The sequence below is a fragment of the Aquirufa regiilacus genome, from assembly GCF_032470275.1.
GTDB classification, from domain to species: domain Bacteria; phylum Bacteroidota; class Bacteroidia; order Cytophagales; family Spirosomataceae; genus Aquirufa; species Aquirufa regiilacus.
This window is the reverse complement of the sequence record NZ_JAVNWW010000003.1, coordinates 232,140-258,146: the sequence shown is the minus strand read 5'-3', so window position 1 is coordinate 258,146 and position 26,007 is coordinate 232,140. Positions and strand designations below refer to the sequence as shown.

Sequence of the window (26,007 nt, the reverse complement as noted above, 5' to 3'; positions counted from 1 at the left end):
CCAACGTAAAGAAAGCCCAGAAGCCTCTAACAAGAGAAGAAGAATTACTTAAGGAAAATGAATACCTAAGGGCTGAAAATGACTTGCTAAAAAAGCTTCAAGCCTTAGTTCAAGCAGACAAAAAGCGCAAGCCGTAAGTGAACTAAGGCATAAGCACAGGTTAGCAGTATTGCTTACTTGTGTTAAATTGGCAAGGAGTTGTTTTTATTATTATTCAAAACAAGGGACTGCAGACAAATACGCGGAGCTAAAGCAAGAGATTGGACTAATCTATCATCAACATAAGGGTAGATTAGGTTATCGGCGTATAACCATTCTATTGCGTCAAGCCGGCCACCTAATTAATCATAAAACTGTTCATCGACTAATGACCAGCTTGAAATTAAAGAGCTTGATTAGAAGGAAGAAATATAAATCCTACAAAGGAGAGCAAGGTAAAGTAGCGCCAAATATATTAAACAGGGCTTTTAAAGCAATGGCACCTAATCAAAAATGGACAACCGATGTAACAGAGTTTAATGTATTAGGAAAGAAGCTGTACTTGTCGCCTGTATTAGACTTATATAATCAGGAAATCGTTACCTATGACTTATCAGAACGACCTGATTTCAAAAATGTCATGAATATGCTAATAAAGGCGGTGAAAAAGAAGTCGAAATCAACAGCCCTTCTGATGCACTCAGATCAAGGCTGGCAATACCAAATGAAGCAGTATCAAGCTGTTTTGAGAGACAATGGAATCCAACAAAGCATGTCTAGAAAAGGAAACTGCTTGGACAATGCAGTCATGGAAAACTTCTTTGGAACATTAAAATCAGAACTATTTTACCTAAACAAATATGAGTCAATAAAACAGCTAAAAAAAGAAATCAATGAATATATCAAATACTACAACTATGAAAGAATCAAACTGAATTTAAACGGAATGAGCCCGGTGCAATACCGAGCTCATCACATTAATAATTAATTACTAACTTTGTCCAACTTTTGGGGTTCAGTCCACGGATGGCCTTTTTCTTTATCCCATGTTATGGTAAACGTTCTGAACGTCGTCGTCTTCTTCAAGTCGCTCGATTAGTTTTTCGACATCCGCAACTTGCGCATCCGTTAACTCTTTCGTTTCGTCGGGGATGCGTTCAAAGTCGGCACCTAACAACTCATATCCTTGACCCTCTAAGTATTTTTGAATTCCACCGAAAGCGGTGAATTCTCCATAAATATTGATTTGGTTCGTCTCTTCATCCAAGAACACCTCATCCACACCTAAGTCAATTAATTCAAATTCTAATTCCTCTAAATCGATTTCTGGTTTCGCGGCAATTTTGAAAACCGATTTACGGGCAAAGATGAAATCCAACATTCCCGTTGTGCCCAATGAACCACCACATTTAGTAAACGATGAGCGGATATTTGCTACTGTACGGTTGATATTATCTGTGGTTGTTTCTACGAGAATCGCGATGCCATGTTGTGCATATCCTTCGTAAACAATCTCTTTGTAGTCCTCTTGATCTTTGGAAGTTGCGCGTTTGATGGCACGTTCCACGTTTTCCTTTGGCATATTCACTGCTTTCGCATTCTGAATGATGGCTCTTAAACGTGAATTCGAAGCAGGGTCCCCGCCGCCAGCTTTTACTGCGATGACAATATCTTTACCAATTTTGGTGAAGGTCTTGGCCATTTGGCCCCAACGTTTAAATTTTCGTGCTTTTCGGAATTCGAATGCTCTTCCCATGCGTATGCTGTTTTAAAATTTTGATGCAAAAATAATCAAGCCCTATAAGACCCACAAGTCCCCGGTAAAAATAACTTACCTTTGTTTGTTAACCTATTTAAACGAGTATGAAAAGAGTTTTTCTCATCCTGTGCTTTCTGAGCTGCTTGATTCCAACGCTTCAAGCGCAGAAAATCAACGACAAGTTTCAAATGCACATTCAAAAAACGACAGGAAAGGTCTTGATTGATGGTGTTTTGAATGAGCAAGCATGGTTTGATGCCGCGGCTGTCAGCGATTTCATGATGTGTAATCCTTTTGACTCGTTATGTGCCCAAGTGCGAACGGATGTGAAAATGTCTTATGACGATAAATACATTTACATTTCAGCGGAATGTTTTTTAAAGGAGCCGGGTGCTTTTGTCGTCGAGTCCATGAAGCGGGACTTCTCTTTTGGAGTTAATGATAATTTTTTGGTCTTCATCGATACCTTCGAAGATAAAACAACGGGTTTCGCTTTCGGAGCCAATGCTGCTGGCGCTCAATGGGACGGACAGATGTCGGAAGGCGCCAAAGTAAACTTAAACTGGGATAATAAGTGGGAATCCGCCACGACCTATAAACGTGACTCATGGATCTTTGAAGCCGCTATTCCATTTAAGTCGATTCGTTACAAAGACAATATTAAACGCTGGGGGATCAATTTTTCACGGTATGATTTAAAGGCCAAAGAGAAGTCGGCCTGGGCACCCGTTCCCCGACAATTTCCTACGGCCTCTTTGGCATACGCAGGCGTGTTGGTATGGGAGACACCACCTCCAAGTCCCAAGAAAAATATTTCGATTATTCCCTATGGACTTTCGGGCCTGACGGCTAATTACGAATCGAAGGATCCCGCTGTCATGCGGAACCAACTAGGAGGGGATATCAAGGTTGCTATCAATTCGGGTTTGAATTTGGATATGACGTTGAATCCCGATTTTTCTCAGGTCGATGTGGATCGCCAACAAACGAATTTGGATCGCTTTGAATTGTTTTATCCGGAAAAACGCCAGTTTTTTATCGAAAACTCGGATTTGTTTGATGGGTTTGGGACAGAGAGTATTCGCCCCTTTTTCTCGCGTCGAATCGGCTTAGCGCTGAATAATAAAACCGGTATTTATGAGCAGACGCCCATTACTTATGGTGCGCGTGTCAGTGGAAAGTTAAACCCTGATTGGCGCATTGGTGCGTTAAATGTGCAGTCGCAACGCATTGATTCGAAGGGCGTTCCTACGCAAAATTATTCGATGATTGCCTTGCAACGAAAACTGTTTGCTCGTTCGAATATCGGTGTATATATGGTCAATAAAGAGTCGTTTATTGATACGGATTTACAGAAAGCCAATGGTTATCAACCCTATAATCGGGATGTCGGGTTTGAATACAACCTAGCCTCAAAAGACAATTTTTGGACAGGTTCGCTATTTTATTCGAAAACGATTAGTCCTTTGAACCAAGGAAACGATTTTTCACAAGCAGCCTCTTTGGCCTATGCCGACAATAACTGGGCATTCTCGATTAAGGAGCAATGGGTAGGCGAGCATTACAACCCGGAAGTGGGTTATGTGCCCCGAATCAATTACCTCCAAATTCAACCGGAGGCAGCGAAAATATTTTATCCCAAAAACAAAAATACCAATCTGTTTTATACCAGTTTGAAGTTGATGTCTATGTCGTATTGGAATAATCAGGGTACCTATACAGACAATACGACTTACGTTGCCTATGACGGAACCATGAAGGATCGGTCAACATTTGGTTTGTATCTGTCCTATGATTTTGTCAAATTATTGTATGATTTTGATGCGACAAGAATGGGGAATACGGCTTTAAAAAGGGGAACCGAGCACGATTGGTATGCGGTGAATGCGCGTTATGGATCATCTCCTATCAAGCTATTTACGTATGCATTAACCTCCCGTTTTGGTGGGTATTTTGGAAATGGTTGGCGCACAGGTTTAACAGCTGATATGGGTTATCGATTCCAACCCTATGGAAGTGTCTCAGTGGCCGTCGATTACAACGATATTCAAGATGTGGAAATTCCGGGTACAGATAAAATGCTTGCGAAAAAAGTGTCGTCCCAGTTTTGGATCATACGGCCCAAGATTGATATTACCTTTTCAAATAAGCTATTTTTCGCAACCTTTTTTCAGTTGAACCAGCAGACAAAAAATATTAATTTAAATGCGCGTTTACAATGGCGGTACAAGCCAGCATCGGATTTGTTTTTGGTTTACACCGACAACTATTTTCCCGAGATTATGCAAATTCGTAATCGGGCCATCGTGTTAAAATTAAATTATTGGCTTAATTTGTAATTCATAAACTACATATATAACCATGAAAAAGTATTTAGCTATTTTATTTAGTGTGATGTCTTTCGGAGCATTTGCTCAAAAAGCACCCGCATCGCCACCTGCAGTCGTTATTCAAAAAGTAGGCAGCACCGAAGTGATGATCAAGTATGCACAGCCATCTGTGAAGGGACGTTTAGTCTTTGCTGCAAAAGATGCCAAGCCATTAGCTCCCTTTGGAGAAGTTTGGCGTACGGGAGCGAATGAGGCTACAACCATTGAGTTTTCTTCGGACGTAACGGTTCAAGGTAAGCCATTGGCAAAGGGTGTTTATTCATTGTTCACAATTCCTGGCCCGACGGAATGGACGGTCATTTTCAACAGTGATGCTAAACAATGGGGTGCCTATACCTACAAAGCAGAGAAAGATGTTTTGCGTGTAACAGGAAAAGTTAGCGAGCATGCCATGACGGAGAAATTCACGATTGGCGTTTCACCTGCAGGACAGATTTCCTTGGATTGGGATAAATCATCTGTTTCTATTTATGTGAAATAAGGAATTTGAATTCATTTTAAAAGCGGCTCAATTGAGTCGCTTTTTTTATTGCGTAATTTCATTTGTTTCTCTATTTTTACTTGAATATGAGGTTTAGCCTCAAAATATCAAATCGAATTTTATGAAAAAAGTATTAATCGCCGAGGACAGTTCTGTCATTCAAAATTTAGCTCGTAAGATTTTAGAATTTCAAAATTTTGAAATTCATGCGGTGAAAAATGGCCAACAAGTATTGGATGAATTGGCGAAAGCTGATTTTGATATTCTTTTGTTGGACATCAACATGCCCGTAATGGATGGAATGGACTGTGCAAAAGCGGTTCGTGCTTTGTCAGATGCTAAAAAAGCGGCGATTCCCATGATTGCCATTACAGGAAACGCAAGAAACTATACCATGGAGGATTTTAAAGCCGTTGGTTTTGATGATTTCTTAGCAAAGCCTTTGAATTTTGATGCTTTGGTTTCTCAAGTGAAAGCATTAACTGAATAAATTTATGTCCCCAATCCAGGTACGCTTTTTAGGGACTGGAACATCACAGGGGATTCCTATGATCGCTTGTTCCTGCGAGGTATGTGCCTCGCAAGACACACGTGACCAACGCTTACGCGTTTCCATGCACATTCAGGTGCAAGGGAAAAGTTTCATTATCGATACGGGGCCGGATTTTCGCCAACAAATTTTACGTGCTGGGATTAAACGTGTTGATGCCGTTTTATTTACCCATGAGCACAAGGATCATACGGCGGGACTTGATGATATTCGTGGGTTTAATTTTGCTCAGCAGTCCGCTATTCCTTTGTATGCGCGTGCGCAGGTAATCGAACAATTGAAGCGCGAATTTGCCTATGCTTTTGACGAAAATAAATATCCCGGTGTACCTGAGATAGACGTCTATGAAATAGATGGTCAGCCTTTTTCTGTCCAAGGCGTTCAGGTTACGCCCATCTTTGTCAAGCATTATTTCTTGGATGTATTGGGTTTTCGTTTTGGAGATTTCACCTACATCACGGATGCGAATTTCATTGCCGATGAAGAATTGGAAAAAATTAAAGGGTCCAAAATTCTCGTGATCAATGCCCTTCGGAAAACAACCCATATTTCGCATTTTACCTTGGACGAAGCATTAGCTGTTATTGCTCAAGTACAACCTGAGCAGGCTTATATTACGCATATTAGCCACATGATGGGCTTACATGATGCGGTCCAACAGGAATTACCACCCAATGTATTTTTGGCCTATGATGGCCTGAGCCTAAGCCTATAAATATGAAAGCTGTACTTTTTGATATGGACGGTGTTGTGGTCGATAATTTACCTTATCACGTTGATGCGTGGTTGTTATTTTGCGAACGTCATAATATTCCATTGACCCGTGAGGTTTTTTACCGGGAATTGAATGGGATGAATTCCAAAGATACCTTTGAGTGGTTCTATCAAAAGGAAATGAGCCGTTCTGAAGTTGAAGTACTTGAAGAGGAAAAAGAAATTTTATACCGCGGTTTTTACAAAGAACACATGAAGCCCGCTGCGGGTTTAGTTACATTTATAAAGGCGCTTCGCGCGCATGGCATTAAAACAGCCCTAGCAACCTCAGCAGGTCCTGGAAACATCGATTTTATTGTTGACGGATTAGGTATTCGGGATCAATTTGATGCCATTATTGGTGGAGCCGAAGTTCGTAAAGGAAAACCGGATCCTGAGATTTACTTGAAAGCCGCAGCGCTTGTAGGCGTAGATCCTGCCGACTGCTGGGTTATTGAAGATTCATTGCAAGGGATTGCATCCGGATTGAATGCAGGTATGCAGGTTGTCGGCATTACTACATCGCATACGGCGGAAGAATTGGCGCACACACATTGGATTGCGGCTGATTTCGTCAATTTATTTGAACACTTAGAAGAAAGAATTTCCTAATCACTAGCTTCGCGCGATATGAAAAAATATGTATTATTGATGTTATTGGGCTGTGCAAGCAATCTCTTTGCTCAAAAGCTTAAGATGGAGTTTAAGCCGGGTATTATTGTTGAGGAATACACGCCGGAAAAAACGGGTATTCACCGGGAACTTCCTGCAGGCTATTCGGAGCGCATGCTAGACGAGATTCAAAATCGAAATGCACGTGCAACGCAATCACAGCAATATGTGAAAGCGGGAACGCAAGTGATTGTGACTTACGAAACGATACCGCCTGATGACGTTAAAATTATCTTTGAACGTGCAGCGAATCTGTGGGCTAGTACCTTGAATTCGGATGTTCCCATTAATATTTACATCCGCTGGCGATCTTTGGCGGCCGGTGTATTGGGTAGCGCGGGTGCTTCTACGAATGTGCGTAATTTTGTGGGTTGCGATCGCCTGAATACCTGGTATCCAGTAGCATTGGCTGAGAAAATGGCCCATAAGAATTTGAATGGTTCAAATCCAGACATCTTAGCTACCTTTAATTCCGATTTTACGGATTGGTATACAGGAACAGATGGTGTTCCCAAAATCAATCAAATTGATTTATACTCGGTTGTTTTGCATGAGTTTGGTCATGGGCTTGGATTCATCGGTCAAATGGGTTTATCTTCAAGTGACAACACCAAAGCTGGGTACGGTTATCCCGGCATTTTTGATCAATTCATGGTGAATGCGGACCAAGTGGCCTTGACGGATACGAGCCAAATCGACAACCCTTCCACGGCCTTAAAAACACAGTTGACATCCGGAGCTTTGTTCTTGAATTCTCCGTCCATTACGCGTTTAAATGGTGCTAAGGCTAAATTATACGCGCCCAATAACTATTCGGAAGGTTCGAGTACCTACCACGTCGATCAAGCAACCTACAAAGTAGGTGACCCAAATGCTTTGATGACCCCACAAATTGCGCGTGGTGAGTTAACGCGCGACATTGGCCCAATTGTGCTTGGGGCATTCAATGATTTTGGCTGGTCTTCTTCCAATATTATTGCTGATAATTATAATGATACGGAAGATGTGAGTAAGGATATTATTTTTTCAGCGAAGGTTTATTCAGATACCTTAATCAATGAATCTTCGGTCAAGTTGATGATGGCGATCGATAAGAGTATTTTGTCCGCTACGTCGGTTCCTTTGGTGAAATCGGGTAATACGTACACGTACACCTTGCCTAAATCCAATGCGACGCGGAAGATTAACTATTACTGGACAGCCAATGATGCGGGAGGAAAGAAATTTACTACACCTGCGCAGGCACCTGTGATTTCAGGTACGAATTTTGGTAGTTATTATGATTTTACCATTGGTGCGGATACGGTAAAACCAGTCGTACTGTATGAGAATCCGATAAAATATATTTTTACAAGTCAGACAAAAATCAATTTACCTACATTACTTACTTCCGATAATATAGGAATCGCTTCGGTTTACATGGAGTATTCAATCAATGGTGCGCCTTTTGAACGTCAAAACTTTACGAAAGTTGCCGGTGAAACGTTTAGCTATTCGACTGCATTTAATTTTACGGCGGGTCAATTGAAAGCTGGAGATGTGGTTCGCTATCGTGTGATTGTGGCTGATGCGGCTAAGGTTTCCAATGTTGTTTACCTGCCTTCGAGTGGCTATTATGATTTCAAAGTCTTGGCTTTGGCGGATCCTGTGTCAGCCTACGTGCAAAACTTTGATTCGACCCCTAGCGGTGATTTCTTTTTAAAAGGGTTTAATTTAATTCAAACCACAGGTTTCTCAAGTGTTGCCCTACATTCTGCACATCCCTATGCAGATGGTAATGAAGAATCCTATGATGGTGCCGGGGGATCTGATAAGTTTACGAATAACGATGCCCTATTGTTAAAACCGATCAAAATAAGCGCTGAAAATCCTAAAATAACGTTTGATGAGATTGTTTTAGTCGAGCCAGGAGATACCGGAGAACCCTTTTTAAATTCCGATGGAAGTGTGAATCGGAGTTTTTATGATTATGTTATTGTGCAAGGTTCGAAAGACCAAGGGAAGACCTGGTCTAATTTTGCCAACGGGTGGGATGCAAGTTTAAACGCTGCTTGGTTATCTAAATACAATAGTGCGGGAGACGCAGATGGAAATTCGACGGCGATTGCGACGAGCTCGCTTGTGAAAAGTCATGAAATAGATTTACTCGCATCCGGTGATTTTAAGGTAAATGACGAAGTCGTAATACGATTCCGTTTGCATGCTGATGTGGGTGCGCATGGCTGGGGTTGGGCCGTTGATAATTTGAAAATTCAAGGACCTAAAGTTGACCCGATATTAGCGATTGAGCCTACGGCATTAACAAAAGGTTTGCAGATTTCTCCAAATCCCAGCGCTGGGACTTTGAAGGTGATTTACGAGCAAGCCGCGGATTTGGATGGACTTGTCTTACGTGTCATTGATTTGCAGGGGCGACCTGTATTTAACCAAAGCTACCCGACACAAGGGAATCGTTTTGAGCAGCAAATTGACTTGTCTTATTTGAGTTCTGGTACCTATGCTTTGCAATTGCAGGTACAAAATCAGTTGGTGTTGAGGCGATTTGTGATGGTCAAATAAGGAAGCTAATGCCTTTTTAATTATCTTTGCGAACATTTAATTTAGCAGTATGTCTTGGTTTACAAGGAAAGATAAAGGGATTCAAACTCCCACGGAATTTAAACGTGAAGCACCCGATGGACTTTGGTATCAGTGTCCGTCTTGTAAAAAGGCTTTACATACACGGGAGCATCGCCTGTTTGCATTTACTTGCTCAAGCTGTAATTACCACGAAAAAATTGGTTCTCAAGAATATTTTGAGTTATTGTTTGATCAATCCCGTTACACGGAATTAGATCCGATGTTAAGTTCGGGTGACCCATTGAACTTTACGGATACGAAAAAATATACGGACCGTGTTGTAGCGACCGAGCATAAAACAGGCTTGAAAGATGCTGTTCGTGCAGCTTACGGGGATATGAATGGTATGCCTATTACGATTGCAGCGATGGACTTTAGTTTCATCGGTGGTTCAATGGGTTCTGTGGTAGGGGAGAAGATTTCCCGGGCCATCGATCATTCCTTGAAAACAGGAACTCCCTTCCTAATGATTTCACGTTCAGGTGGTGCACGTATGATGGAAGCGGGTTTTTCGTTGATGCAAATGGCCAAAACATCTGCTCGTCTTGCACTTTTGGCGGAAGCGAAAATTCCGTACATCTCATTATTAACAGATCCAACCACAGGTGGTGTTACCGCTTCTTTTGCTATGTTGGGTGATTTCAATATCGCTGAACCTGGTGCATTAATCGGTTTTGCCGGTCCCCGTGTCATTAAGGAGACGATTGGTAAGGATTTGCCTAAAGGTTTCCAAAGCGCTGATTTCGTCTTGGATCATGGCTTCCTTGATTTTATCGTTGATCGTAAGGATATGAAAGATAAACTAAGTGCCCTGTTAGGGATGTTAAAGAATTAAGTAAAGTACTTCATACAAGAAAGCTCAGTCGGAAGGCTGAGCTTTTTTTATTTACCAGGATTTTCAAAGGGCATAAAAAAAGCCTAACGGGAAGTTAGGCTTTTTAATATGCAATGTCGTGGAAACTTATTCAGCAGGAACTGCTGCTGCGGCTGCTGCCGCTGCTGCTGCTGTTGCAGCTTTACCACGTGGTTTTTTCTCTTTTTCTGGCGCTGGGATTGGATCCTCAACACCTGCAAGAATACGTCCGCAATGCTCACAAACGATTAATTTCTTCTTGTCTTTGATGTCTGTTTGACGTTGTGGAGGTACTGAGCTGAAACATCCGCCGCAAGCACCACGCTTCACCATCACAACCGCTAGGCCGTTGATTGCGTTATCGCGTAATTTTGTGTAAGATTTCAACAAACGTTCCTCAACGCTCTTCAACGCTTTATCACGATCTTTTAAGAATTTTTGCTCATCTTCTTCGCTTTCGCCGATGATCACCTCTAATTCTTTTTGTTTGATTTCAAGATCTTTTTTACGCTCATGTAAATTCGATTCTACGCTAGCGACTTCATCGTTTTTGTTCAATACTTTGAATTCGATTTCTTTAATGCGCTTGTCAGCAATTTCCATTTCTAAACCTTGTAATTCGATTTCTTTTGAAATTGCATCGAACTCACGGTTGTTGCGGACATTCATTTGTTGCTCCTTGTACTTAACAATAAGCTTATCTGAATCCTTTTTAGAAATTTTGTAATTCGAGATTTGCTCTTCGAATGAACTGATTTCCGCTTGGAATTTCGTTAATCGTGTTTCTAAACCTGCGATTTCATCCTCTAAATCACGAACCTCTTCAGGTAAATCACCTCTTACTTTCTTGATATTGTCTAAGGCTGAATCAATGGTTTGAAGCTTTAATAAGGCTTCTAACTTTTGGGCAATTGTAGTTTCGGTAACTGTAGCCATTCTTCTTGTTGCGTTTGAATTATTAATTCGCTCTAAAATTAAGCATAACTCACAGGATTGCTGTTGGTCATACTTTTCAGAACGGCAAAAGTACTAAAATTATTTGATAAATAAGCATGGATTGCATCCTTTATCATGACTTCTGATTCATAATGGCCTATATCGCAAATGGTGCAATGATTTTCGGCATCAAAGAATTCATGATATTTGAAATCACCGCTGATAAATACATCCGCGCCAGCTTTAATTGCATCCGCAAGAAGAAAACTTCCTGCTCCTCCACACAAAGCAATCCGCTTAATCGGGCGACCTAGCCAGGCTGTATGTCGGAAATGAGCCAAACCCAGTTTTTCTTTTAAATAGGTGCTGAATGATGTAGCATCCATCGCTTGGGGTAATTCTGCGATATAGCCTGATCCCACTTCATCCCAGGTATTGTCTAATCCTTGAATGTAATACGCCACCTCCTCGTAAGGGTGTGAGGCTTTCAACGCTTTCAGTATCGAACTTTCCAAATGGGCCGGATAAATCACTTGAATTTGTTCTTCCGTGACCTCCTCCGCTTGATTATTTGTCCCTATACTTGGATTCGCTTGATCGTTTGGTGTAAAGCGGCCGGTTCCTTCTTGACTAAAACTGCATTCCGTATAGTTCCCGATGTTGCCCGCTCCGGCTGCATGTAAAGCAGTACGCGTCGCTTCGGCAGCGTCCGTAGGGACGAAGTAGGTCAATTGCTTTAAAGCCTGCTTAAATGGACGTAAAACCCGCCCTTGTTCTAACCCGAGTCTTTGAGCAAGTTGGTAACTAACTCCCTGTGGCGCATGATCTAAATTCGTATGACTCGCATAGATTGCAATATCGTTTTTAATGGCCAAAATCATTGTTCGCTCCACATAATCCTTGCCCGTCAGGGATTTTAGTCCTTTGAAAATAATGGGGTGGTGAGCGACAATCATATTGCAGCCTTGATTGATGGCCTCTTGAACCACGGCCTCCGTACAATCTAGGCTGATTAAGACGCCTGAAACAGGCTGCGATCGGCTTCCGCAGAGGAGGCCGGCGTTGTCATAGGATTCTTGCCAACTTAATGGCGCCCATGTTTCCATGGAATTGCAAACGTCTTGAACGGTCATTTGGCAGGTTTTAACGTGACAAAGGTAGGACAATTCGAAAAATAATGTTAATTTAAAGTGTATTACCCTAATTTATGCGTTGCAGACCAGCCCTAGTCTTAATTGAAAACAATCATTTACTCGTCATGAAATATCAGTACGGGGACCATTTTATCTATAATCTTCCCGGTGGGAATCCAGATCCAGGCGAATTACTAAGTGAAACCATCGCACGCGAATGCATGGAAGAATTAGGCATCGATGTGGAGGTTGGCGAAATGCTTGTCATGGGCCAAGTGAGTGGTAGCGAACAACGAGACGATGTTTTACACATACTTTTTGAAGGTGAATTACTCGCAGGTATCCCTGAATTACAAGCGGATGAAACGAGTGCAATGGAGGTCTTATGGATGCCGATTGAACAAATTGCAAACGTGACGATGTATCCCAACGTAGGCGAAAATTTGCTGGATTTACTTCTGACTCAGCAAAAAGGAAAATACATCGGAACTATTCAGCAACCTTGGTTGGCCTAGGCAATCCATAGGTGCCAATAAGCAAACCCAATACACTAGCAAGGAGTCCATACCAAATGGCGGGAATTTCTGAAGGTTGTACAAAGTGAAAATAGGCCCAAACAAAAAGACCTAAAAGCATACTCAAGTGGCTTCCCATGGCACTTGCCTTTTTCCACCACAATCCTGCATTCAATGGGATAAACAGGGAAACTAAGCTGAAGGCGGAAGCTTCTCCCACTAATTCGAAAATGTTCTGTCGGCTCACAGCCATCCAAATGCAGGCCATCGTCACGAATACAACCGAAAGGCGAATAATTCCCAATACTTTTTTATCAGATGGGTGCTTCAATAATGGTTTCCAAAGGTTCTCGCCTAATACCGATGCGGGCGCTAAAATCGCACCACTCGTCGTGCTTAATAAAGCCGAAAGCAAAGCACCGAGAAATAAAATTTGGATTCCGTAGGGCATGAATCGCATCACCAAATGTGGGATGAGTAAGGTATCATCAGCTAATAAACTTGGGTATAATCGAACACCCATGAGCCCGATTAGTAAGGGTAGCATGGCAATCGTTAAATACATTGTACCTGCTGCGATACTTGCTTTGGCAGCAATTGGGCTACTTTTTGCCGACATGACCCGTTGGAAAATGTCTTGTTGGGGAATACTTCCCAGGCCGATGACCATCCAAGCCCCGATGTACTGAAGCCAATCGACCCATGTGTTTTTTAGCGGGGTGAATCGGAAAAATCCTTTGGGCTGTTGGTCAATAAATACCCCCCAATCTGGAATTTTATCCATTAATAAATAAGCCAAAATTAACAAGCCCACAATCAAGATGATGTTATGCAGGAAGTCGGTGATGGAAATCGACCACATCCCGCCCATGAGTGTATAGGTCATGACCAATAATGCCCCGATTACAATGCCTATTTCCGTACTGATGGGAAGCAAAAGATGTAAGGTAAGGCCCAAGGCAACGAGCTGAGCAGATATCCACCCAAAATAGGAGGGGATCATGACTAATGCAGATATTTTTTCAGACACACCCCCAAATCGAATTCGAAAGAAATCGCTGAATGTTAAAACGGGGAGTGGATATAGTTTTCGAGCATAGATAGCGCCCACAATAAATAATCCCAAAGCTGCACCAAAAGGTTCCTCGATAATAGCATATAGTCCGCCATGAACAAATTCGCGTGGGGCGCCCAGCATCGTTTCCGAGCCAAACCAGGTGGCGAAGGTGACCATGGTCGCTAATCCAAATGACAAGGTTCTACCGGCCAAAACGAAGTCGGTCGTTGTCCGCACTTTCGTGCTAGCAAACCAACCTACGGCTAAGTTGAGCACTAAATAAAAGATGACGAAACCTACGAGCATTTCAAGAATTTAAGCACGAAAATACATATTTTTTTTACCTTTAAGTTATGAAACAACTGGCATACCTTGCGTTCCTTTGCTGCTTAGCCCTATCGTGTACGAGCACTCGAATGAATAAAGCTTTCAAAAAGGGGCAACTCGATGAACAGGCTTCTGGTATTTTGATTCAAGAAGTAAGCTCCGGGAAAGTTGTTTTTCAGCATCAGGCCGACCACTATTTCATGCCCGCATCGAATGCTAAATTGGTGACTTTCTTGGAAGCGAACCGCATCTTGCCTGACTCCATTCCAACCTATCGCTATTTAGAAACTTCGGATAGCCTTTATTTCTGGGGAACGGGTGATCCTAGTTTACTGCATCCACGTTTACAAGGGGATGCCTTGTTGAAAAAGCTCCGTTCGACAAATAAAGTATTGGTCCTGGCCGATTCCGATGAACATATTCGCCCTTTGGGGAGTGGTTGGGCCTGGGATGACTATGCGGACGATTATTCTGCCGAAATTTCATCCATTCCGATGTACAATAATCAAGTGCGTTTTGCTATTAAATCAGGTGTGGTCGAAGTATCACCGGCCTTTTTTACACCGTTAGTAAGAACAGGTTCTAGTCCTTTTGTACAGCGCGACCGAAATGCTAATTCGTTTGCTTTACCTGCTGTTCAAACGATGCCTACTGTGGTGGTACCCTTTATTACTTCATCCAAACAAACGGCTGATTTATTAAGTTTTGAGCTTGGAAAACCGGTGATAAATCTTCCGAAAGCGTATGATGCACGTGCAGTGTTAGCCTACGCAGGTAAAACGGATAGTCTATATCTCCCGATGTTGCATTTCAGTGATAATCAAATTGCTGAACAGTTGATGTACGTAATGGCCGCGCAGAAAAATTGGGTTGGGCCTACGAATAAGATCATTGAGAATCTGAAAAAAGAAGACTCGCTTTTATTGCCTTTGAAATGGGTAGATGGTTCAGGGCTTTCGCGCTACAATTTGATGCGGCCGAGGGATTTGGTTTCTGTCCTGTTGAAGTTGAAAGACGAGGTAAGTGAAGCTCGATTATTCAAACTTTTACCCGAATCGGGTCGGACAGGAACAATTCGTAAAATGGGTACGAGTACGCTTGATTCGCGCTTTTATGCGAAGTCGGGATCATTCGGTAACACCTATAATTTGGCGGGATACTACCTAAATGCCCAAGGGAAAACGTATGCATTTGCCATCATGTGTAATCTAGGGAATCGCTCCTTGACGTCGATGAAACAGGATGTGATGGACTTATTAAACACGCTTCGTTAGTCCAAATCGGTAAACTAAGTAACTGATTGCAAAAAAGCAGATCACAAACGGTATGCTCGAGGTGTTTTGAAGCAGAGTGCCTGCCAAAAACAAGCTCGAAATCATCACGAGTAGCAAGGGCAAGTAAGGGTAAGCCCAAACGCGGTAGGGGCGATTCAAGTTCGGTTCCGTTTTTCTCAAGCGTAATAACGAAGCAAATCCCGCTAAATAGCTGGCCACAAAAAAGAAGGTGGCTATGTCGGACAATCGGTCGCTAATCGACTGACTACTCACTAAAAATAGACAAGCGAGGCCAACTGTCATATGGGTGGCAACTGTAGGGCTACCTTGCGCATTCACTTTTCCAGCCCCGGCAAAAAATAAACCATCCCGACTCATCGAGTAAATGACGCGAGGCGCGAACATGACTTGGGTATTTAGGATTCCGAGGATACTCAACATTAAAAAGGTCGTTACCCATCGACCTGTTTGGGCACCCAGAATGTTTTGCATGGCATCCGCTGCAGCCAATTTACTTTGGCTTAATTCAGCCCATGAAAGTGTGTTTAGGATACCTATATTGATGAGTATATAAATGACAGCGACGACAATGACCCCAATAAACATCGATTTGGGCATGCTTTTGAGGGGATCTTTGTTTTCTTCGGTGAAATAGGCGGCGGTGTGCCAACCGTCGAAGGCATAGAAAATCGAGAGCAAAGCAGTCAGTATCCCTGACCAGAGCGGTAAGCCGCTCGGTGCAGCTGGACTTGAATGCCAAGTACCGCCGTCCCCATGCTCAAAACAAATGATAATAAATCCGATGAGTGCAAGCGCTTTTATTCCACTGAGCCATTCCTGTGATTTGCCTGCAAGAACAACCCCCATTTGGTGAAAAAACCACAGGAGCAATAGGATTAGAATGGCGCAATACAATACATAATCTTGTAAGCTAGGGAAAAGAATGGCAAGGTATTCGCTACAGGTGTAAGACCCGAAACCGAGAGCGGTAACGGTTCCGAGCCAAGAACTTAGGCCAACAATGAAGCCCACGTAACGTCCGAAAGCCCGTTCGGCATAGCCATACCAGGCGCCAGCCTTGGGGATGGAAAGGCTTAATTCAAGGACGCAACTTACGCCTAAGAGCGCGTAGATGGCAACAAGAATCCATAACCCGATAATGAGAGAAGGATTGTGTAAGAGTTCTGCGATAGGCCCCGGTTTGCGTAAAATCCCGGTTCCAACCGTTCCTCCGAGGGTTACCGCCACGCCGAAGCTGGTACCCAATACTTTCCACAATTGATTACTTGATTTTTTCTGCATGGCTAAGACAAAAATAGATGATTTTTTCGTTTTACCTGAGTAGATTTAGGTGTCATGCGCACAGCTTGGATTTCAATCATTTTTGCACTGCTTGTTTTCGCCTCCAAAGGCGATGAGCGAACGTTGGATTCTTTGAAAGAATTTGGCCTAGGATTCCATTGGCCCACAAAGCAAAAAAAAATAGAAGTACCTTTTGAACTTCATGCGAATTTAGTCGTCATACCCCTTAAGATTAACGCCTCGGATACGCTTCGGTTTTTACTTGACACGGGTTTGGGGACTACGTTGCTCACGGACACAACGGTGTTTCGCCAATTGGGGATTAAGCCTATTCGACAAATCGAATTGCTGGGCTTAGGCGATGGTCCTTCGATTCAAGCCCAAGTCCTCATCGATGTGAAATTACAAGTAGGAAAAGCCGCGGCCTATCATCAAAACCTGATTTATGTATCCAGCGATCAGTTAAATCTTTCGGATTATGTGGGCACCAAAATCCAAGGTGTTCTAGGCTACGAGTTATTTTCAAATTTGGTCGTGACGATTGATTATGCCAAGCAAAGACTCATTTTGACGCAGGCTGAAAACTACCGATACAAAAAACGTGCGGGTATCCGATTTCCAATCGCCTTGATTGACAACAAGCCTTATTTGCAGGCAGCCGAGATACAGAGTAAAAAGGGCCCAATCGCCAATCGATTGTTGTTGGATTCAGGTGCTGGACATGTCTTATTTTTAGAAGATGCGGGTGTCGATTCGAGCCTATTTCAATTTTCAGCAAAACCCGTTAACCTAGGCAAAGGCTTGAATGGTGCCATCATGGGAAAAATGGGTCGTGTTCCCGAATTGCGCTTAGGGCCTTGGACTTGGTCTAATGTTCCCACTGCTTTTCCCATCAGTAAGTTTTTAAAAGATACGAGCCATGTGCAGGGAGGAAGTCTTGGAGGAGAATTTTTCCGTCGCTTTGTGGTCACATTTCACTACCTAGACCAATATGTCGTATTTAAACCGATTGCGCGCCGTTGGAGGCAAAAGTTTGAATTGGGTTTGTCTGGATTAGGCTTGCGGGCTACAGGGCCACAATTCAGAACCTTCTTTGTTGAGTTTGTGGAGGAGAATTCACCGGCTGAGGAGGCTGGTGTATTGCCTGGGGATGAAATTTTGATGATCAATCGCGTTCGCGCGGGTAATTATCGTTTGGGAGAAATTTACCACCTTTTAAAGAAAAAAGAGGGGAAGCGGATTGAAATGCTACTCAAACGAGGAAATTCGTTTCAGTTGGTGCAATTTACCTTACGACCCTTATTTTAATTCGTAATCTGCGGCAATCGGAAAGTGATCGGAATAGCCAATGTTGCGAAGTGTGACGAATTGCTTCACCTCAAATTCGTTCGAATAAAATTGGTTATCGATGCGGACAATGAAAGGACTTCTGTTTAATGTAAAGCCAAATCCGCGGCCCGCTTCCTCGAATGAATTTTTTAAGCGCTCCCGCAAGGTTCCATAGGCCCAGCCATAAGGCGTCTCATTTAAATCGCCCACGACAATCACCGGATACATGCTTTCCTGGATCAAGCGATTAATTTGCGACATTTCATCTTTGTGATGAATAAATCCTTTTCGTAACGAATTCATGATGCCTCGACCTTCTTTCTTCGCATCTTCATAATCTTGATCACGAATTTTACCTGTTACGCGTCCCACACGAATGCCCATTGACCATAACTGCACATTAATGATGCGGAAGGTATCTTCTTTTGCGACGATATCTGCGTACAAATATCCATTGGCAGAATTACCAAATTGTTTGCCTGCCTGATGTATGATGGGGTATTTAGAGAATATCGCCAAACCCATTTTTTCTTTGGCCTCAAAAAAATCTTCTTTCAAGGGAATAAAGGCGTAATGCGGATAGGATTCCTTCATCATGTTGATGCTCCGATATGCTTTGCGATCTGCGTGCGAATAGAATTCTTGAAAGCATTTTACATCCGCTTGGTATTCCAGCATGAAACTTTTCAGCGCTTTGACCTTTTCTTCGTTCCCATTGTAATTGTTGGAGTACATGCCATACACATTATAGCTAAGGACGCGCAGGTCTTTTTTTGTCGCAGGTTTTGCTGTATTCCAAACAATACTCCGCTGAATAAATCCATAGCCTAAAGCGAGCACGATGAGGGGTAATAAGGCGCGTTTGGCCCGACGAAATATCCAATAAATCAAAGAAATTAAACAGAGCACTTGCGCATACGGCAGGGTCATCATAATGAAGCCTGCAAGCCAGTGGTCTACAATCAGCGAATAGCTTAATAAATAGGTCAGTAGTGTGTAAAGGCATAATGGCAAGGTTCCTAACCAGATCAGGGAAGAGATGATTTTCTTGCTAACGGATTCGTCGGTTTTTCGCTTTGCCATGACTCAAAGATACACAATCGTAGGCATTTTATAAATTTTGTAAAGACCTTTGGGATTTTTCAAAATATTTCCTACTTTTGCAATCCCTTTAAGGGAAACCATTTTAGAATCGCATTCAATTTTAAAAACAACATATTATGGCAAAGGTTTGTCAATTAACTGGAAAGAGAACTCGTGTAGGTAACAACGTATCTCACGCGAACAATAAGACAAAACGTAAGTTTTATCCGAACTTGCAGACAAAGAAATTTTTCTTAGAGTCTGAAGGTGTTTGGGTTCGTATGAAAGTATCTGCGAAAGCAATCCGTACGATCAACAAAAACGGTTTCGAGAAAACATTAATCGCATCTGCTCGTAAGGGTACTTTGTCGATCTAATTATATCAAGATTTTTACCGAAATTAGCCTCCTTGAAACCAAGGAGGCTTTTTTTATTTGCCCATGTTAAGCTCAACTGAATTTACACGTTATCAAAAGCAATTAGCCATTCCCGAATGGGATGAGGCCAAGCAGTTGTTGCTCAAGCAAGCGCATGTCATGATTGTCGGCGCGGGTGGCTTGGGCGTAAGCGTTATTCCATACCTGGCTGCTGCGGGGGTGGGTCATTTGACGCTCATCGACCACGACGTGGTGGAGTTGAGCAATTTAGGCCGACAAACCATCTATCGAGAAGATCAAATCGGTCAGTCGAAAGTGCTTTTGGCCAAAGATTTCGTAGAAGCTTTGAATCCCCATGTGCAAGTCGATGCGAAGCCGGAGAAATTCTCGATGGCGAATTACCAGCTCGTTCAATCAGTCGATTTAGTGGTGGATTGTACGGATAATTTTGATACACGTTATCTGATTAATGATGCCTGTGTTAAATTTGGCAAAGCATTTGTTTATGCGGCTATACACACCTGGGAGGGGCAATTAGCCGTTTGTAATGCGCATGGGACGGGCCCTACGTATCGGTGTCTATTTCCTGATGAGCCGTCGGCGGGGGAAATCCCAACGTGCAATGAAGCAGGTGTTCTCGGGTTTCTGCCGGGCATGATGGGACTCATGCAGGCCAAAGAGGCTATTTTTTATCTTGCGGGTATGTCATCCCCAGCCCAAAATCATTTGTTGCGCTGGGATGTTCGGTCGATGCGCATGCATCAATTTCGGATGGAGCGTACTTTGGATGCAGCGGAACGCATATTTCCCGTGAAAGCATGGGTACCTGTAGAGCTGGATGCCGTTGATGCCGCAGATGCGATCAGTCAGGGCGATATTCAGTTTGTACTCGATGTGCGAGAGCCTTTCGAATGGGAGGAGGCGCAAATTGCAGGATCTATCTGCATGTCGATGAATCAATTGCAAATTGACCTAATTCCGCGCGAAGTACCCGGTTTAGTTGTGTGTCACCATGGGATGCGTTCGATGTTTGTGATTAAGCACCTGCGCCAACTAGGTTTTGAGAACCTTATTAATTTAGCTGGCGGCATCGATGCTTGGTCGCGCGAAGTGGATGATTCCATCCCACGTTATTAAGAAACGATATCCCCGTATAAGTCGAACTCTTCTGCCTTGTTAATTTTTACTTGAACAAAATCTCCCTGGCGGGCAAATTGCTCAGCCGGAATTAATACCTCGTTATCTACTTCTGGAGAATCGTGTTCTGTGCGACCCACAAAGAATCCACTTTCCTTGCGATCCACCATGACCTTGAATGTCTGGCCGATTTTTGCTTGATTCAATTCTTCCGAAATACCTTGTTGGAGCGCCATAATCTCATCCGAACGCTCTTGTTTCACCTCTTCAGGTACATCATCTTGCACAGAATAAGCATGGGTATTTTCTTCGTGTGAATAATTAAAAATACCTAAACGATCAAAACGCATGCGTTCAACGAAGGAATAGGTTTCTTCAAAATCGGCATCTGTTTCCCCAGGATAACCCGAAATCAAGGTTGTTCGTAAAGCGATTCCAGGTACTTTTTCACGAATGTCCGTGATTAATTGTTCCGTTTTTTCGCGGGTGATTCCGCGGCGCATGTGTTTCAACATTGCATCGGATCCACTTTGAAGCGGCATATCCAAGTACTTGCAGATGTTTTCACGCTCCGCCATCGTTTGCAAAATTTCCATTGGGAAACCTGCTGGGTAAGCATATTGTAAACGGATCCATTCGATGCCTTGAACATCGGATAGGCGTTCTAAAAGTTCTTTGAGTTGTCGGCCGGATTTCCCCTCACCCTTCAAATCCAATCCATAAAAGGTCAAATCTTGGGCAATCAGGATTAATTCTTTGGTTCCCTTCTTCGCTAATGAGCTAGCCTCTTTGACTAATTCATCCATCGGACGCGAAACGTGTCCGCCACGCATGATTGGGATTGCACAGAAACTACATGGGCGGTCGCAACCTTCTGCAATTTTTAAATAGGCATAATGTGCTGGCGTTGTCAATAAACGTTCGCCTACTAATTCATGCTTATAATCGGCCTTCAAGGCTTTCAGCAAGCGAGGTAATTCATTTGTTCCAAAGAACGAATCGACCATCGGAATTTCACGTTCTAAGTCATCTTTGTAACGGTGCGATAAGCAACCCGTGACATATAATTTATCGATCTTGCCAGCCTCTTTGGCATCTGCATAGCGCAAAATGGTATCGATTGATTCTTGTTTGGCATTGTCAATAAACCCGCATGTGTTAACCACAACAATGTTTGCGCTGTCTTTTTTTGCCTCGTGTGTCACTTCCAAGCCGTTTCCTTTTAATTGGGTAAAAAGGACTTCGGAGTCAACTAGGTTTTTGGAACAACCGAGTGTAACGATATTGATGGATGGCTTTAGACTAACTTTGGTTTTCATGCGTGTGTTGAATAAGCGTGTAATTTACGAATTAATTTGCAGCTTCAGGTGGATTTTCATTGCGACGGGATACAAGTATTGAATTCTTTTTTTAGTATTGTAAATCTTAAACTTATTTATCCACATGAAAAAATTGATATTGATTTGCGCTTGCATGGCCTCGGGTCTGATGGCATTTGGGCAAGGAATGAATGCTCTTTCGAAGCAAGAAAAGAAAGAAGGATTTAAATTATTATTCGACGGAAAGACGTTTACTGGTTGGCATACCTACGGTAAACCCGGTCAAGTAGGCGCTTCTTGGACGATTGAAGATGGCATCATTGGATTTGATTTAGCCAAAAAAGATGGCGGCGATTTAATCACGGATGCCGAATACGTGAATTACGATTTTTCTGTGGATTGGAAAATCTCACCGAATGGAAATAGTGGTATTATTTTCAACGTAACGGAAGATCCCGTTAAATACCACAGTACCTATAACACAGGACCTGAGATGCAGGTGCTTGACGATGCAGGTCACCCAGATGGGAAGATTATCAAACATAATTCAGGCGACTTGTATGATTTAATTAAATCGTCGGTGAATGTAACGAAGCCTGTAGGCGAATGGAATACAGCACGTATTGTGAATAACCGTGGATTGTTACAATTATATTTAAACGGTTCGAAAGTCGTGGAGACACGTACCGACAATGCGAATTGGAAGGCGATGGTTGCCGGATCTAAATTCAAAACGATGCCAGGTTTTGGCGTGAATATGCAAGGGCGCATTGCTTTGCAAGATCACGGAAATCCTGTTTGGTATCGAAACATTAAAATCAAAGAATTGTAAAAGAAATAGGGGGCGTGTGCCCCCTATTTTATTTTAATACGTAATAAGTTCATATCGGAAGTGATGAATAAATATTTTCCATCCGCTCCTCCAAATGCTACATTGGAATTCGCATTTCCTGTCGCGATCCGTCCGAGTAATTTCCCAGCTGAATTGATGATTAATACACCTCCTGGTCCTGTTGTCCAAACATTTCCTTTCGCGTCTACTTTCATGCCATCATAACCACCTCGGATACCTTCTTTGGCTAGTTCCGCTGCATCAAAAAATAATTTACCTGCGCCTAAATTCCCCGCTTTATCCACTGGGTAGGCATTAATTAACGTGGGGCGTTCAGAGGTTCCCACGTACAAAATGCTTTCGTCTGGATTGAATGCGAGTCCGTTCGGTCGGCTTAAATCTTTGATCTGTAAACTGATTTCTCCTTTTGTGTTGATCCGGTATACTCCTTGAAAATCGAGTTCTTTGGCGGGTTCCGGTTTACCCCGACCCGGTAATCCGTAGGGTGGATCTGTAAAATAATAATCACCCGATTTTTTCTGAACTAAATCATTCGGACTATTTAATTGCTTCCCTTCAAAGGTATGTGCCAAGGTTTTTTTCTGATCGGGATGATTTAGCGGCATTTCAGCAATCCTGCGATCCCCGTGTTCACAGGATACCAAGTTGCCTTTTGTATTGATGATTAAGCCATTCGCTCCAGGTTCTTCGGAATAAACGCCTGTACCGGTAAAGCCGGATGGTTTTAGGAATACCTCGAGCCCTTTGGCCTCAGACCACTTATGAATGGTATTTTCGGGTACATCGGTGAAGAGTAAATAAGCTCCTTTTTTTACCCAAACTGGGCCCTCCGACCAGGTAAATCCTTGGGCAACGATTTCAATTTTGGCTGTCGTGTCGAGTAAGGCATCTAAACCTGCATCGTATCGATGGATTTTTCCGATGGTTTGATATTGTGCGATAGAACTCAGGCTAGCGCTCATGAGTCCAATCATGCATAGGATTTTTTTCATAGTTCAAAAAAAATGGGCCGAAGCCCATTTTCATTATAGATGTTTCTTTTTACTTTCTTTTACAGCAAAGTCGGCGGCACGCGCCGTCAAGGCCATGTAAGTCAACGATGGATTCACGCAGGACGTCGAAGTCATACAAGCTCCATCGGTTACAAATACGTTCTTCACGCCGTGCAATTGGTTGTTGCCATTTAACACAGATGTTTTTGGATCACGGCCCATGCGAGCAGTACCCATTTCATGAATCGCCATACCTGGGTAAGAGCCATTGTCGAATGCACGAACGTTTTTCAAGCCGGCGCTTTCCAACATCTCTTTGGCATCTTCCATCATGTCTTTCCGCATCTTCATTTCATTTTCTTTGAATTCTGCATCAAATACAACGACTGGAATGCCCCACTTGTCTTTCGTGGTAGGATCCAAATACATTTTGTTCTCGTGGTACGGTAATGTCTCACCAAATCCACCCAAGTTCATCGTCCATGGGCCTGGTTTCGTCATCGAATCTTTATAATCAGCTCCAAAACTCATGTCGTTTACTCCGCGATTCCAACTTTGACGAGACCCACCGCCTTGATAGCCAAACCCACGTAAATAATCACGTTTGTCATTGCCAATGTTCCGGTAACGTGGGATGTAAATTCCATTCGCCCGGCGGCCAATGTAGTATTTATCTTCATCGCCTTCCCAAGTACCAGCAGCCCCTACGCGGAAGTGGTGATCCATCAAATTATGTCCCAATTCTCCAGAATCATTTCCTAATCCATTTTGGAAACGAGCTGATTTTGAGTTCAATAATAAAGCTGTCGTAGCTACGGTAGAGCCACAAACGAAGATGATTTTCGCAAAGTATTCGCGCACATCTTTGGTTACCGTATCGATCACACGCACACCCGTTGCTTTTTGTTTGGCATTGTCAAACAAGATTTCCGAAACAACAGAATCCGGACGCAAGGTCAATAATCCCGTTTTCGCCGCTGGAGGTAATGTACAAGATTGCGTACTGAAATATGCGCCATAAGGACACCCTAAACGACATTTATTGCGATATTGACAGGCAGACCGGCCAATTTTTAACTGAGCTTCTTTGGCTTCAGACAAGTTGGCCACCCGACCAATCGTCATGTTACGACCTGGGAAATTCTTTTCGATGCGTTGACGCACTTCCTTTTCCACGCAGTACATGTCCATCGGTTTCAAGAACTCAGAATCCGGTAATTGGGGTAACCCCAATGCCTCACCCGAAATACCTACGTGTTTTTCTACATAGGAATACCAGGGTGCGATGTCTTTGTAGCGAATCGGCCAGTCAACTGCAACGCCATCTTTTAAATTGGCTTCAAAGTCGATGTCCGATAAACGGTAGGTTTGTCGGCCCCACATAATGGATTTACCTCCTACGATATCGGGACGGAACCAGTCGAAGCGTTTAACTTCTTTGTAAAGGGCATCGGAGTCATTCATCCAATATTTCTCGGTCATCTCATTGTAGGGATAATCGCGGGAAAGTTTTGGGTGTGAAGCTTTTTGCTCGTTGGTCAATAAACCATTGTATTTAAAATCCCAAGGATCTTTGTAGCTTGGTTCATAGGCAGTTACGTGGTCGAATTTCTTTCCTTTTTCCAGGACCAATACGCGTAAGCCTTTTTCAGTTAGTTCCTTGGCAGCATATCCGCCGGAAACGCCAGATCCTACGACGATTGCGTCATAAGTCATCGATTTGATTGCGTCAATGTTCAGATTCATAGTGCCCAAGTTTTTTGTGAAGGAGATATTGGCATACAGCCGTCAAATTTGCCCGGAATAGGCAAGTATTCCAATGCTTTTGTTGCCCCGATTTCCGAGGTAAAATAGCCGGTTGTCGTTAATTCTTTGATCATAAAAAAGAAGGTCGGTTGGCCTTTTTTGCTTTTGCGCGTGGCATCAGACTCGAGCATGCAGGTGGTCAATGCCTCCTTGCGTTGCGTTGAAGATGCATCGATGAATCCCTTGCCAAAACGCGTTTGGCAATCGGAATCTAGTTTAGCTAATCCTTCTGCGAATGCTTTTTGGTTGGCCTCCGGATAACAATCTTGGACAACACGCAAGATGAATTTTTCCACACCGGCTGCTTTTGCGCCTGGCGTGTCGGTTGTAGGTATAATGGTATCGGCTATTTCAGCTACCAAAGATTCTTGTGCGGCAGAGAATTGCACAAAAGTGGCATGGGATTTTTGGCCATTGAGCCCAGCCATTGCAGGTGCGGAAATCATGCCGCCCATTAAGATGCTGAGGCGCTGAATGGCGTCCCGTCGGTTTATGTTCATAGGTAATAGGA

At 43.0% G+C, this 26,007-nt stretch carries 23 protein-coding genes and 1 pseudogene; 14 read left to right on the top strand and 10 right to left on the bottom strand.

Annotation, left to right across the window (positions count from 1 at the left end):
• Positions 1-97: 97 nt before the first annotated feature.
• Positions 98-967 (top strand): annotated as a pseudogene (locus tag PQG45_RS08660) (IS3 family transposase); the annotation flags it as partial.
• Between the two features lie 51 nt (positions 968-1,018).
• Here PQG45_RS08660 and PQG45_RS08655 read toward each other — a convergent pair.
• Positions 1,019-1,735 (bottom strand): YebC/PmpR family DNA-binding transcriptional regulator, encoded by a 717-nt coding sequence (locus tag PQG45_RS08655; RefSeq protein WP_315577038.1) that lies wholly within the window; start codon positions 1,733-1,735, stop codon positions 1,019-1,021.
• Positions 1,736-1,842: 107 nt separating this feature from the next.
• Between PQG45_RS08655 and PQG45_RS08650 the strand changes: the two genes are divergently transcribed.
• The 7 genes from PQG45_RS08650 (at position 1,843) to accD (ending at position 10,038) form a co-directional block, all read left to right on the top strand.
• A complete protein-coding gene (locus PQG45_RS08650; protein WP_315577039.1) occupies positions 1,843-4,077 on the top strand; it encodes a DUF5916 domain-containing protein in 2,235 nt (744 codons plus the stop codon).
• A 22-nt stretch (positions 4,078-4,099) separates the two neighbouring features.
• Positions 4,100-4,609 (top strand): DUF2911 domain-containing protein, encoded by a 510-nt coding sequence (locus PQG45_RS08645; RefSeq protein WP_315577040.1) that lies wholly within the window; start codon positions 4,100-4,102, stop codon positions 4,607-4,609.
• Between the two features lie 121 nt (positions 4,610-4,730).
• Positions 4,731-5,099, top strand: a complete 369-nt coding sequence (locus PQG45_RS08640; protein ID WP_315577041.1) for a response regulator — start codon at positions 4,731-4,733, stop codon at positions 5,097-5,099.
• A 13-nt stretch (positions 5,100-5,112) separates the two neighbouring features.
• Entirely contained in the window at positions 5,113-5,874 is a 762-nt protein-coding gene (locus PQG45_RS08635) for an MBL fold metallo-hydrolase (RefSeq protein WP_315577139.1), read from the top strand.
• 2 nt (positions 5,875-5,876) lie between these two features.
• Complete coding sequence (locus PQG45_RS08630; protein ID WP_315577042.1) at positions 5,877-6,524, top strand: HAD family hydrolase; 648 nt, start codon at positions 5,877-5,879, stop codon at positions 6,522-6,524.
• Between the two features lie 18 nt (positions 6,525-6,542).
• The gene (locus PQG45_RS08625; protein ID WP_315577043.1) at positions 6,543-9,143 is read left to right on the top strand and encodes a T9SS type A sorting domain-containing protein; all 2,601 of its coding nucleotides are present in this window, start codon (positions 6,543-6,545) and stop codon (positions 9,141-9,143) included.
• A 49-nt stretch (positions 9,144-9,192) separates the two neighbouring features.
• Positions 9,193-10,038: an acetyl-CoA carboxylase, carboxyltransferase subunit beta gene (gene accD, locus PQG45_RS08620; RefSeq protein ID WP_315577044.1), complete on the top strand. Its 846-nt coding sequence runs from the start codon at positions 9,193-9,195 to the stop codon at positions 10,036-10,038.
• Between the two features lie 126 nt (positions 10,039-10,164).
• Here the strand turns inward: accD and PQG45_RS08615 are convergent, their stop codons facing one another.
• Both PQG45_RS08615 and PQG45_RS08610 read right to left on the bottom strand, forming a co-directional pair.
• A complete protein-coding gene (locus tag PQG45_RS08615; protein WP_315577045.1) occupies positions 10,165-10,992 on the bottom strand; it encodes a zinc ribbon domain-containing protein in 828 nt (275 codons plus the stop codon).
• A gap of 38 nt (positions 10,993-11,030) precedes the next feature.
• Complete coding sequence (locus PQG45_RS08610; protein WP_315577046.1) at positions 11,031-12,125, bottom strand: Nif3-like dinuclear metal center hexameric protein; 1,095 nt, start codon at positions 12,123-12,125, stop codon at positions 11,031-11,033.
• A 74-nt stretch (positions 12,126-12,199) separates the two neighbouring features.
• Here PQG45_RS08610 and PQG45_RS08605 point away from each other — a divergent pair, with 74 nt between their 5' ends.
• On the top strand, positions 12,200-12,640 hold the full coding sequence (locus tag PQG45_RS08605; RefSeq protein ID WP_315577047.1) for an NUDIX domain-containing protein: 441 nt from the start codon (positions 12,200-12,202) through the stop codon (positions 12,638-12,640).
• Here PQG45_RS08605 and PQG45_RS08600 read toward each other — a convergent pair.
• Positions 12,615-14,003: a sodium:solute symporter family protein gene (locus PQG45_RS08600; RefSeq protein ID WP_315577048.1), complete on the bottom strand. Its 1,389-nt coding sequence runs from the start codon at positions 14,001-14,003 to the stop codon at positions 12,615-12,617. The genes PQG45_RS08605 and PQG45_RS08600 overlap by 26 nt on opposite strands.
• A gap of 110 nt (positions 14,004-14,113) precedes the next feature.
• On the opposite strand from PQG45_RS08600, the gene PQG45_RS08595 reads away from it, so the two are divergent.
• Positions 14,114-15,298 carry a D-alanyl-D-alanine carboxypeptidase gene (locus PQG45_RS08595; protein ID WP_316070690.1) on the top strand — a complete coding sequence of 395 codons (1,185 nt, stop codon included), beginning with the start codon at positions 14,114-14,116 and terminating at the stop codon, positions 15,296-15,298.
• On the opposite strand, the gene PQG45_RS08590 is transcribed toward PQG45_RS08595, so the two are convergent.
• The gene (locus PQG45_RS08590) at positions 15,281-16,600 is read right to left on the bottom strand and encodes an APC family permease (RefSeq protein ID WP_315577050.1); all 1,320 of its coding nucleotides are present in this window, start codon (positions 16,598-16,600) and stop codon (positions 15,281-15,283) included. The two genes, PQG45_RS08595 and PQG45_RS08590, sit on opposite strands and share 18 nt — an antisense overlap.
• A 54-nt stretch (positions 16,601-16,654) precedes the next feature.
• Between PQG45_RS08590 and PQG45_RS08585 the strand changes: the two genes are divergently transcribed.
• Positions 16,655-17,908 carry an aspartyl protease family protein gene (locus PQG45_RS08585; protein ID WP_316070689.1) on the top strand — a complete coding sequence of 418 codons (1,254 nt, stop codon included), beginning with the start codon at positions 16,655-16,657 and terminating at the stop codon, positions 17,906-17,908.
• Here the strand turns inward: PQG45_RS08585 and PQG45_RS08580 are convergent.
• Positions 17,900-19,012 (bottom strand): endonuclease/exonuclease/phosphatase family protein, encoded by a 1,113-nt coding sequence (locus PQG45_RS08580; RefSeq protein WP_315577052.1) that lies wholly within the window; start codon positions 19,010-19,012, stop codon positions 17,900-17,902. The two genes, PQG45_RS08585 and PQG45_RS08580, sit on opposite strands and share 9 nt — an antisense overlap.
• A 137-nt stretch (positions 19,013-19,149) precedes the next feature.
• Here PQG45_RS08580 and rpmB point away from each other — a divergent pair, with 137 nt between their 5' ends.
• Positions 19,150-19,389: a 50S ribosomal protein L28 gene (gene rpmB, locus PQG45_RS08575; RefSeq protein ID WP_316070688.1), complete on the top strand. Its 240-nt coding sequence runs from the start codon at positions 19,150-19,152 to the stop codon at positions 19,387-19,389.
• Positions 19,390-19,452: 63 nt separating this feature from the next.
• Complete coding sequence (locus PQG45_RS08570; protein ID WP_315577054.1) at positions 19,453-20,526, top strand: HesA/MoeB/ThiF family protein; 1,074 nt, start codon at positions 19,453-19,455, stop codon at positions 20,524-20,526.
• Here PQG45_RS08570 and rimO read toward each other — a convergent pair.
• Positions 20,523-21,845, bottom strand: coding sequence for a 30S ribosomal protein S12 methylthiotransferase RimO (gene rimO, locus PQG45_RS08565; RefSeq protein WP_315577055.1), 1,323 nt, complete (start codon positions 21,843-21,845; stop codon positions 20,523-20,525). The genes PQG45_RS08570 and rimO overlap by 4 nt on opposite strands.
• Before the next feature lie 124 nt (positions 21,846-21,969).
• Here rimO and PQG45_RS08560 point away from each other — a divergent pair, with 124 nt between their 5' ends.
• Entirely contained in the window at positions 21,970-22,677 is a 708-nt protein-coding gene (locus PQG45_RS08560; protein WP_315577056.1) for a 3-keto-disaccharide hydrolase, read from the top strand.
• Between the two features lie 23 nt (positions 22,678-22,700).
• Here PQG45_RS08560 and PQG45_RS08555 read toward each other — a convergent pair whose 3' ends face one another.
• The 3 genes from PQG45_RS08555 to PQG45_RS08545 are packed head-to-tail and all read right to left on the bottom strand — an operon-like array spanning position 22,701 to position 25,996.
• Positions 22,701-23,690 carry an SMP-30/gluconolactonase/LRE family protein gene (locus PQG45_RS08555; RefSeq protein WP_315577057.1) on the bottom strand — a complete coding sequence of 330 codons (990 nt, stop codon included), beginning with the start codon at positions 23,688-23,690 and terminating at the stop codon, positions 22,701-22,703.
• Positions 23,691-23,723: 33 nt separating this feature from the next.
• Complete coding sequence (locus PQG45_RS08550; protein ID WP_315577058.1) at positions 23,724-25,436, bottom strand: GMC family oxidoreductase; 1,713 nt, start codon at positions 25,434-25,436, stop codon at positions 23,724-23,726.
• Positions 25,433-25,996, bottom strand: coding sequence for a gluconate 2-dehydrogenase subunit 3 family protein (locus PQG45_RS08545; RefSeq protein WP_315577059.1), 564 nt, complete (start codon positions 25,994-25,996; stop codon positions 25,433-25,435). Before PQG45_RS08545 ends, PQG45_RS08550 begins: the two co-directional genes overlap by 4 nt.
• Between the last annotated feature and the right edge of the window lie 11 nt (positions 25,997-26,007).

What these genes read in the sequence shown, in the direction of transcription:
- PQG45_RS08615 (WP_315577045.1), bottom strand. Translation starts at nt 10,992, where the DNA reads ATGGCTACAGTTACCGAAACTACAATTGCCCAAAAGTTAGAAGCCTTA.
- PQG45_RS08585 (WP_316070689.1), top strand. Translation starts at nt 16,655, where the DNA reads ATGCGCACAGCTTGGATTTCAATCATTTTTGCACTGCTTGTTTTCGCC.
- PQG45_RS08645 (WP_315577040.1), top strand. Translation starts at nt 4,100, where the DNA reads ATGAAAAAGTATTTAGCTATTTTATTTAGTGTGATGTCTTTCGGAGCA.
- accD (WP_315577044.1), top strand. Translation starts at nt 9,193, where the DNA reads ATGTCTTGGTTTACAAGGAAAGATAAAGGGATTCAAACTCCCACGGAA.
- PQG45_RS08590 (WP_315577050.1), bottom strand. Translation starts at nt 16,600, where the DNA reads ATGCAGAAAAAATCAAGTAATCAATTGTGGAAAGTATTGGGTACCAGC.
- PQG45_RS08600 (WP_315577048.1), bottom strand. Translation starts at nt 14,003, where the DNA reads ATGCTCGTAGGTTTCGTCATCTTTTATTTAGTGCTCAACTTAGCCGTA.
- PQG45_RS08595 (WP_316070690.1), top strand. Translation starts at nt 14,114, where the DNA reads ATGAATAAAGCTTTCAAAAAGGGGCAACTCGATGAACAGGCTTCTGGT.
- PQG45_RS08605 (WP_315577047.1), top strand. Translation starts at nt 12,200, where the DNA reads ATGCGTTGCAGACCAGCCCTAGTCTTAATTGAAAACAATCATTTACTC.
- PQG45_RS08650 (WP_315577039.1), top strand. Translation starts at nt 1,843, where the DNA reads ATGAAAAGAGTTTTTCTCATCCTGTGCTTTCTGAGCTGCTTGATTCCA.
- PQG45_RS08640 (WP_315577041.1), top strand. Translation starts at nt 4,731, where the DNA reads ATGAAAAAAGTATTAATCGCCGAGGACAGTTCTGTCATTCAAAATTTA.
- PQG45_RS08555 (WP_315577057.1), bottom strand. Translation starts at nt 23,690, where the DNA reads ATGAAAAAAATCCTATGCATGATTGGACTCATGAGCGCTAGCCTGAGT.
- PQG45_RS08580 (WP_315577052.1), bottom strand. Translation starts at nt 19,012, where the DNA reads ATGGCAAAGCGAAAAACCGACGAATCCGTTAGCAAGAAAATCATCTCT.
- PQG45_RS08610 (WP_315577046.1), bottom strand. Translation starts at nt 12,125, where the DNA reads ATGACCGTTCAAGACGTTTGCAATTCCATGGAAACATGGGCGCCATTA.
- PQG45_RS08550 (WP_315577058.1), bottom strand. Translation starts at nt 25,436, where the DNA reads ATGAATCTGAACATTGACGCAATCAAATCGATGACTTATGACGCAATC.
- PQG45_RS08655 (WP_315577038.1), bottom strand. Translation starts at nt 1,735, where the DNA reads ATGGGAAGAGCATTCGAATTCCGAAAAGCACGAAAATTTAAACGTTGG.
- rpmB (WP_316070688.1), top strand. Translation starts at nt 19,150, where the DNA reads ATGGCAAAGGTTTGTCAATTAACTGGAAAGAGAACTCGTGTAGGTAAC.
- PQG45_RS08630 (WP_315577042.1), top strand. Translation starts at nt 5,877, where the DNA reads ATGAAAGCTGTACTTTTTGATATGGACGGTGTTGTGGTCGATAATTTA.
- PQG45_RS08545 (WP_315577059.1), bottom strand. Translation starts at nt 25,996, where the DNA reads ATGAACATAAACCGACGGGACGCCATTCAGCGCCTCAGCATCTTAATG.
- PQG45_RS08625 (WP_315577043.1), top strand. Translation starts at nt 6,543, where the DNA reads ATGAAAAAATATGTATTATTGATGTTATTGGGCTGTGCAAGCAATCTC.
- rimO (WP_315577055.1), bottom strand. Translation starts at nt 21,845, where the DNA reads ATGAAAACCAAAGTTAGTCTAAAGCCATCCATCAATATCGTTACACTC.
- PQG45_RS08560 (WP_315577056.1), top strand. Translation starts at nt 21,970, where the DNA reads ATGAAAAAATTGATATTGATTTGCGCTTGCATGGCCTCGGGTCTGATG.
- PQG45_RS08570 (WP_315577054.1), top strand. Translation starts at nt 19,453, where the DNA reads ATGTTAAGCTCAACTGAATTTACACGTTATCAAAAGCAATTAGCCATT.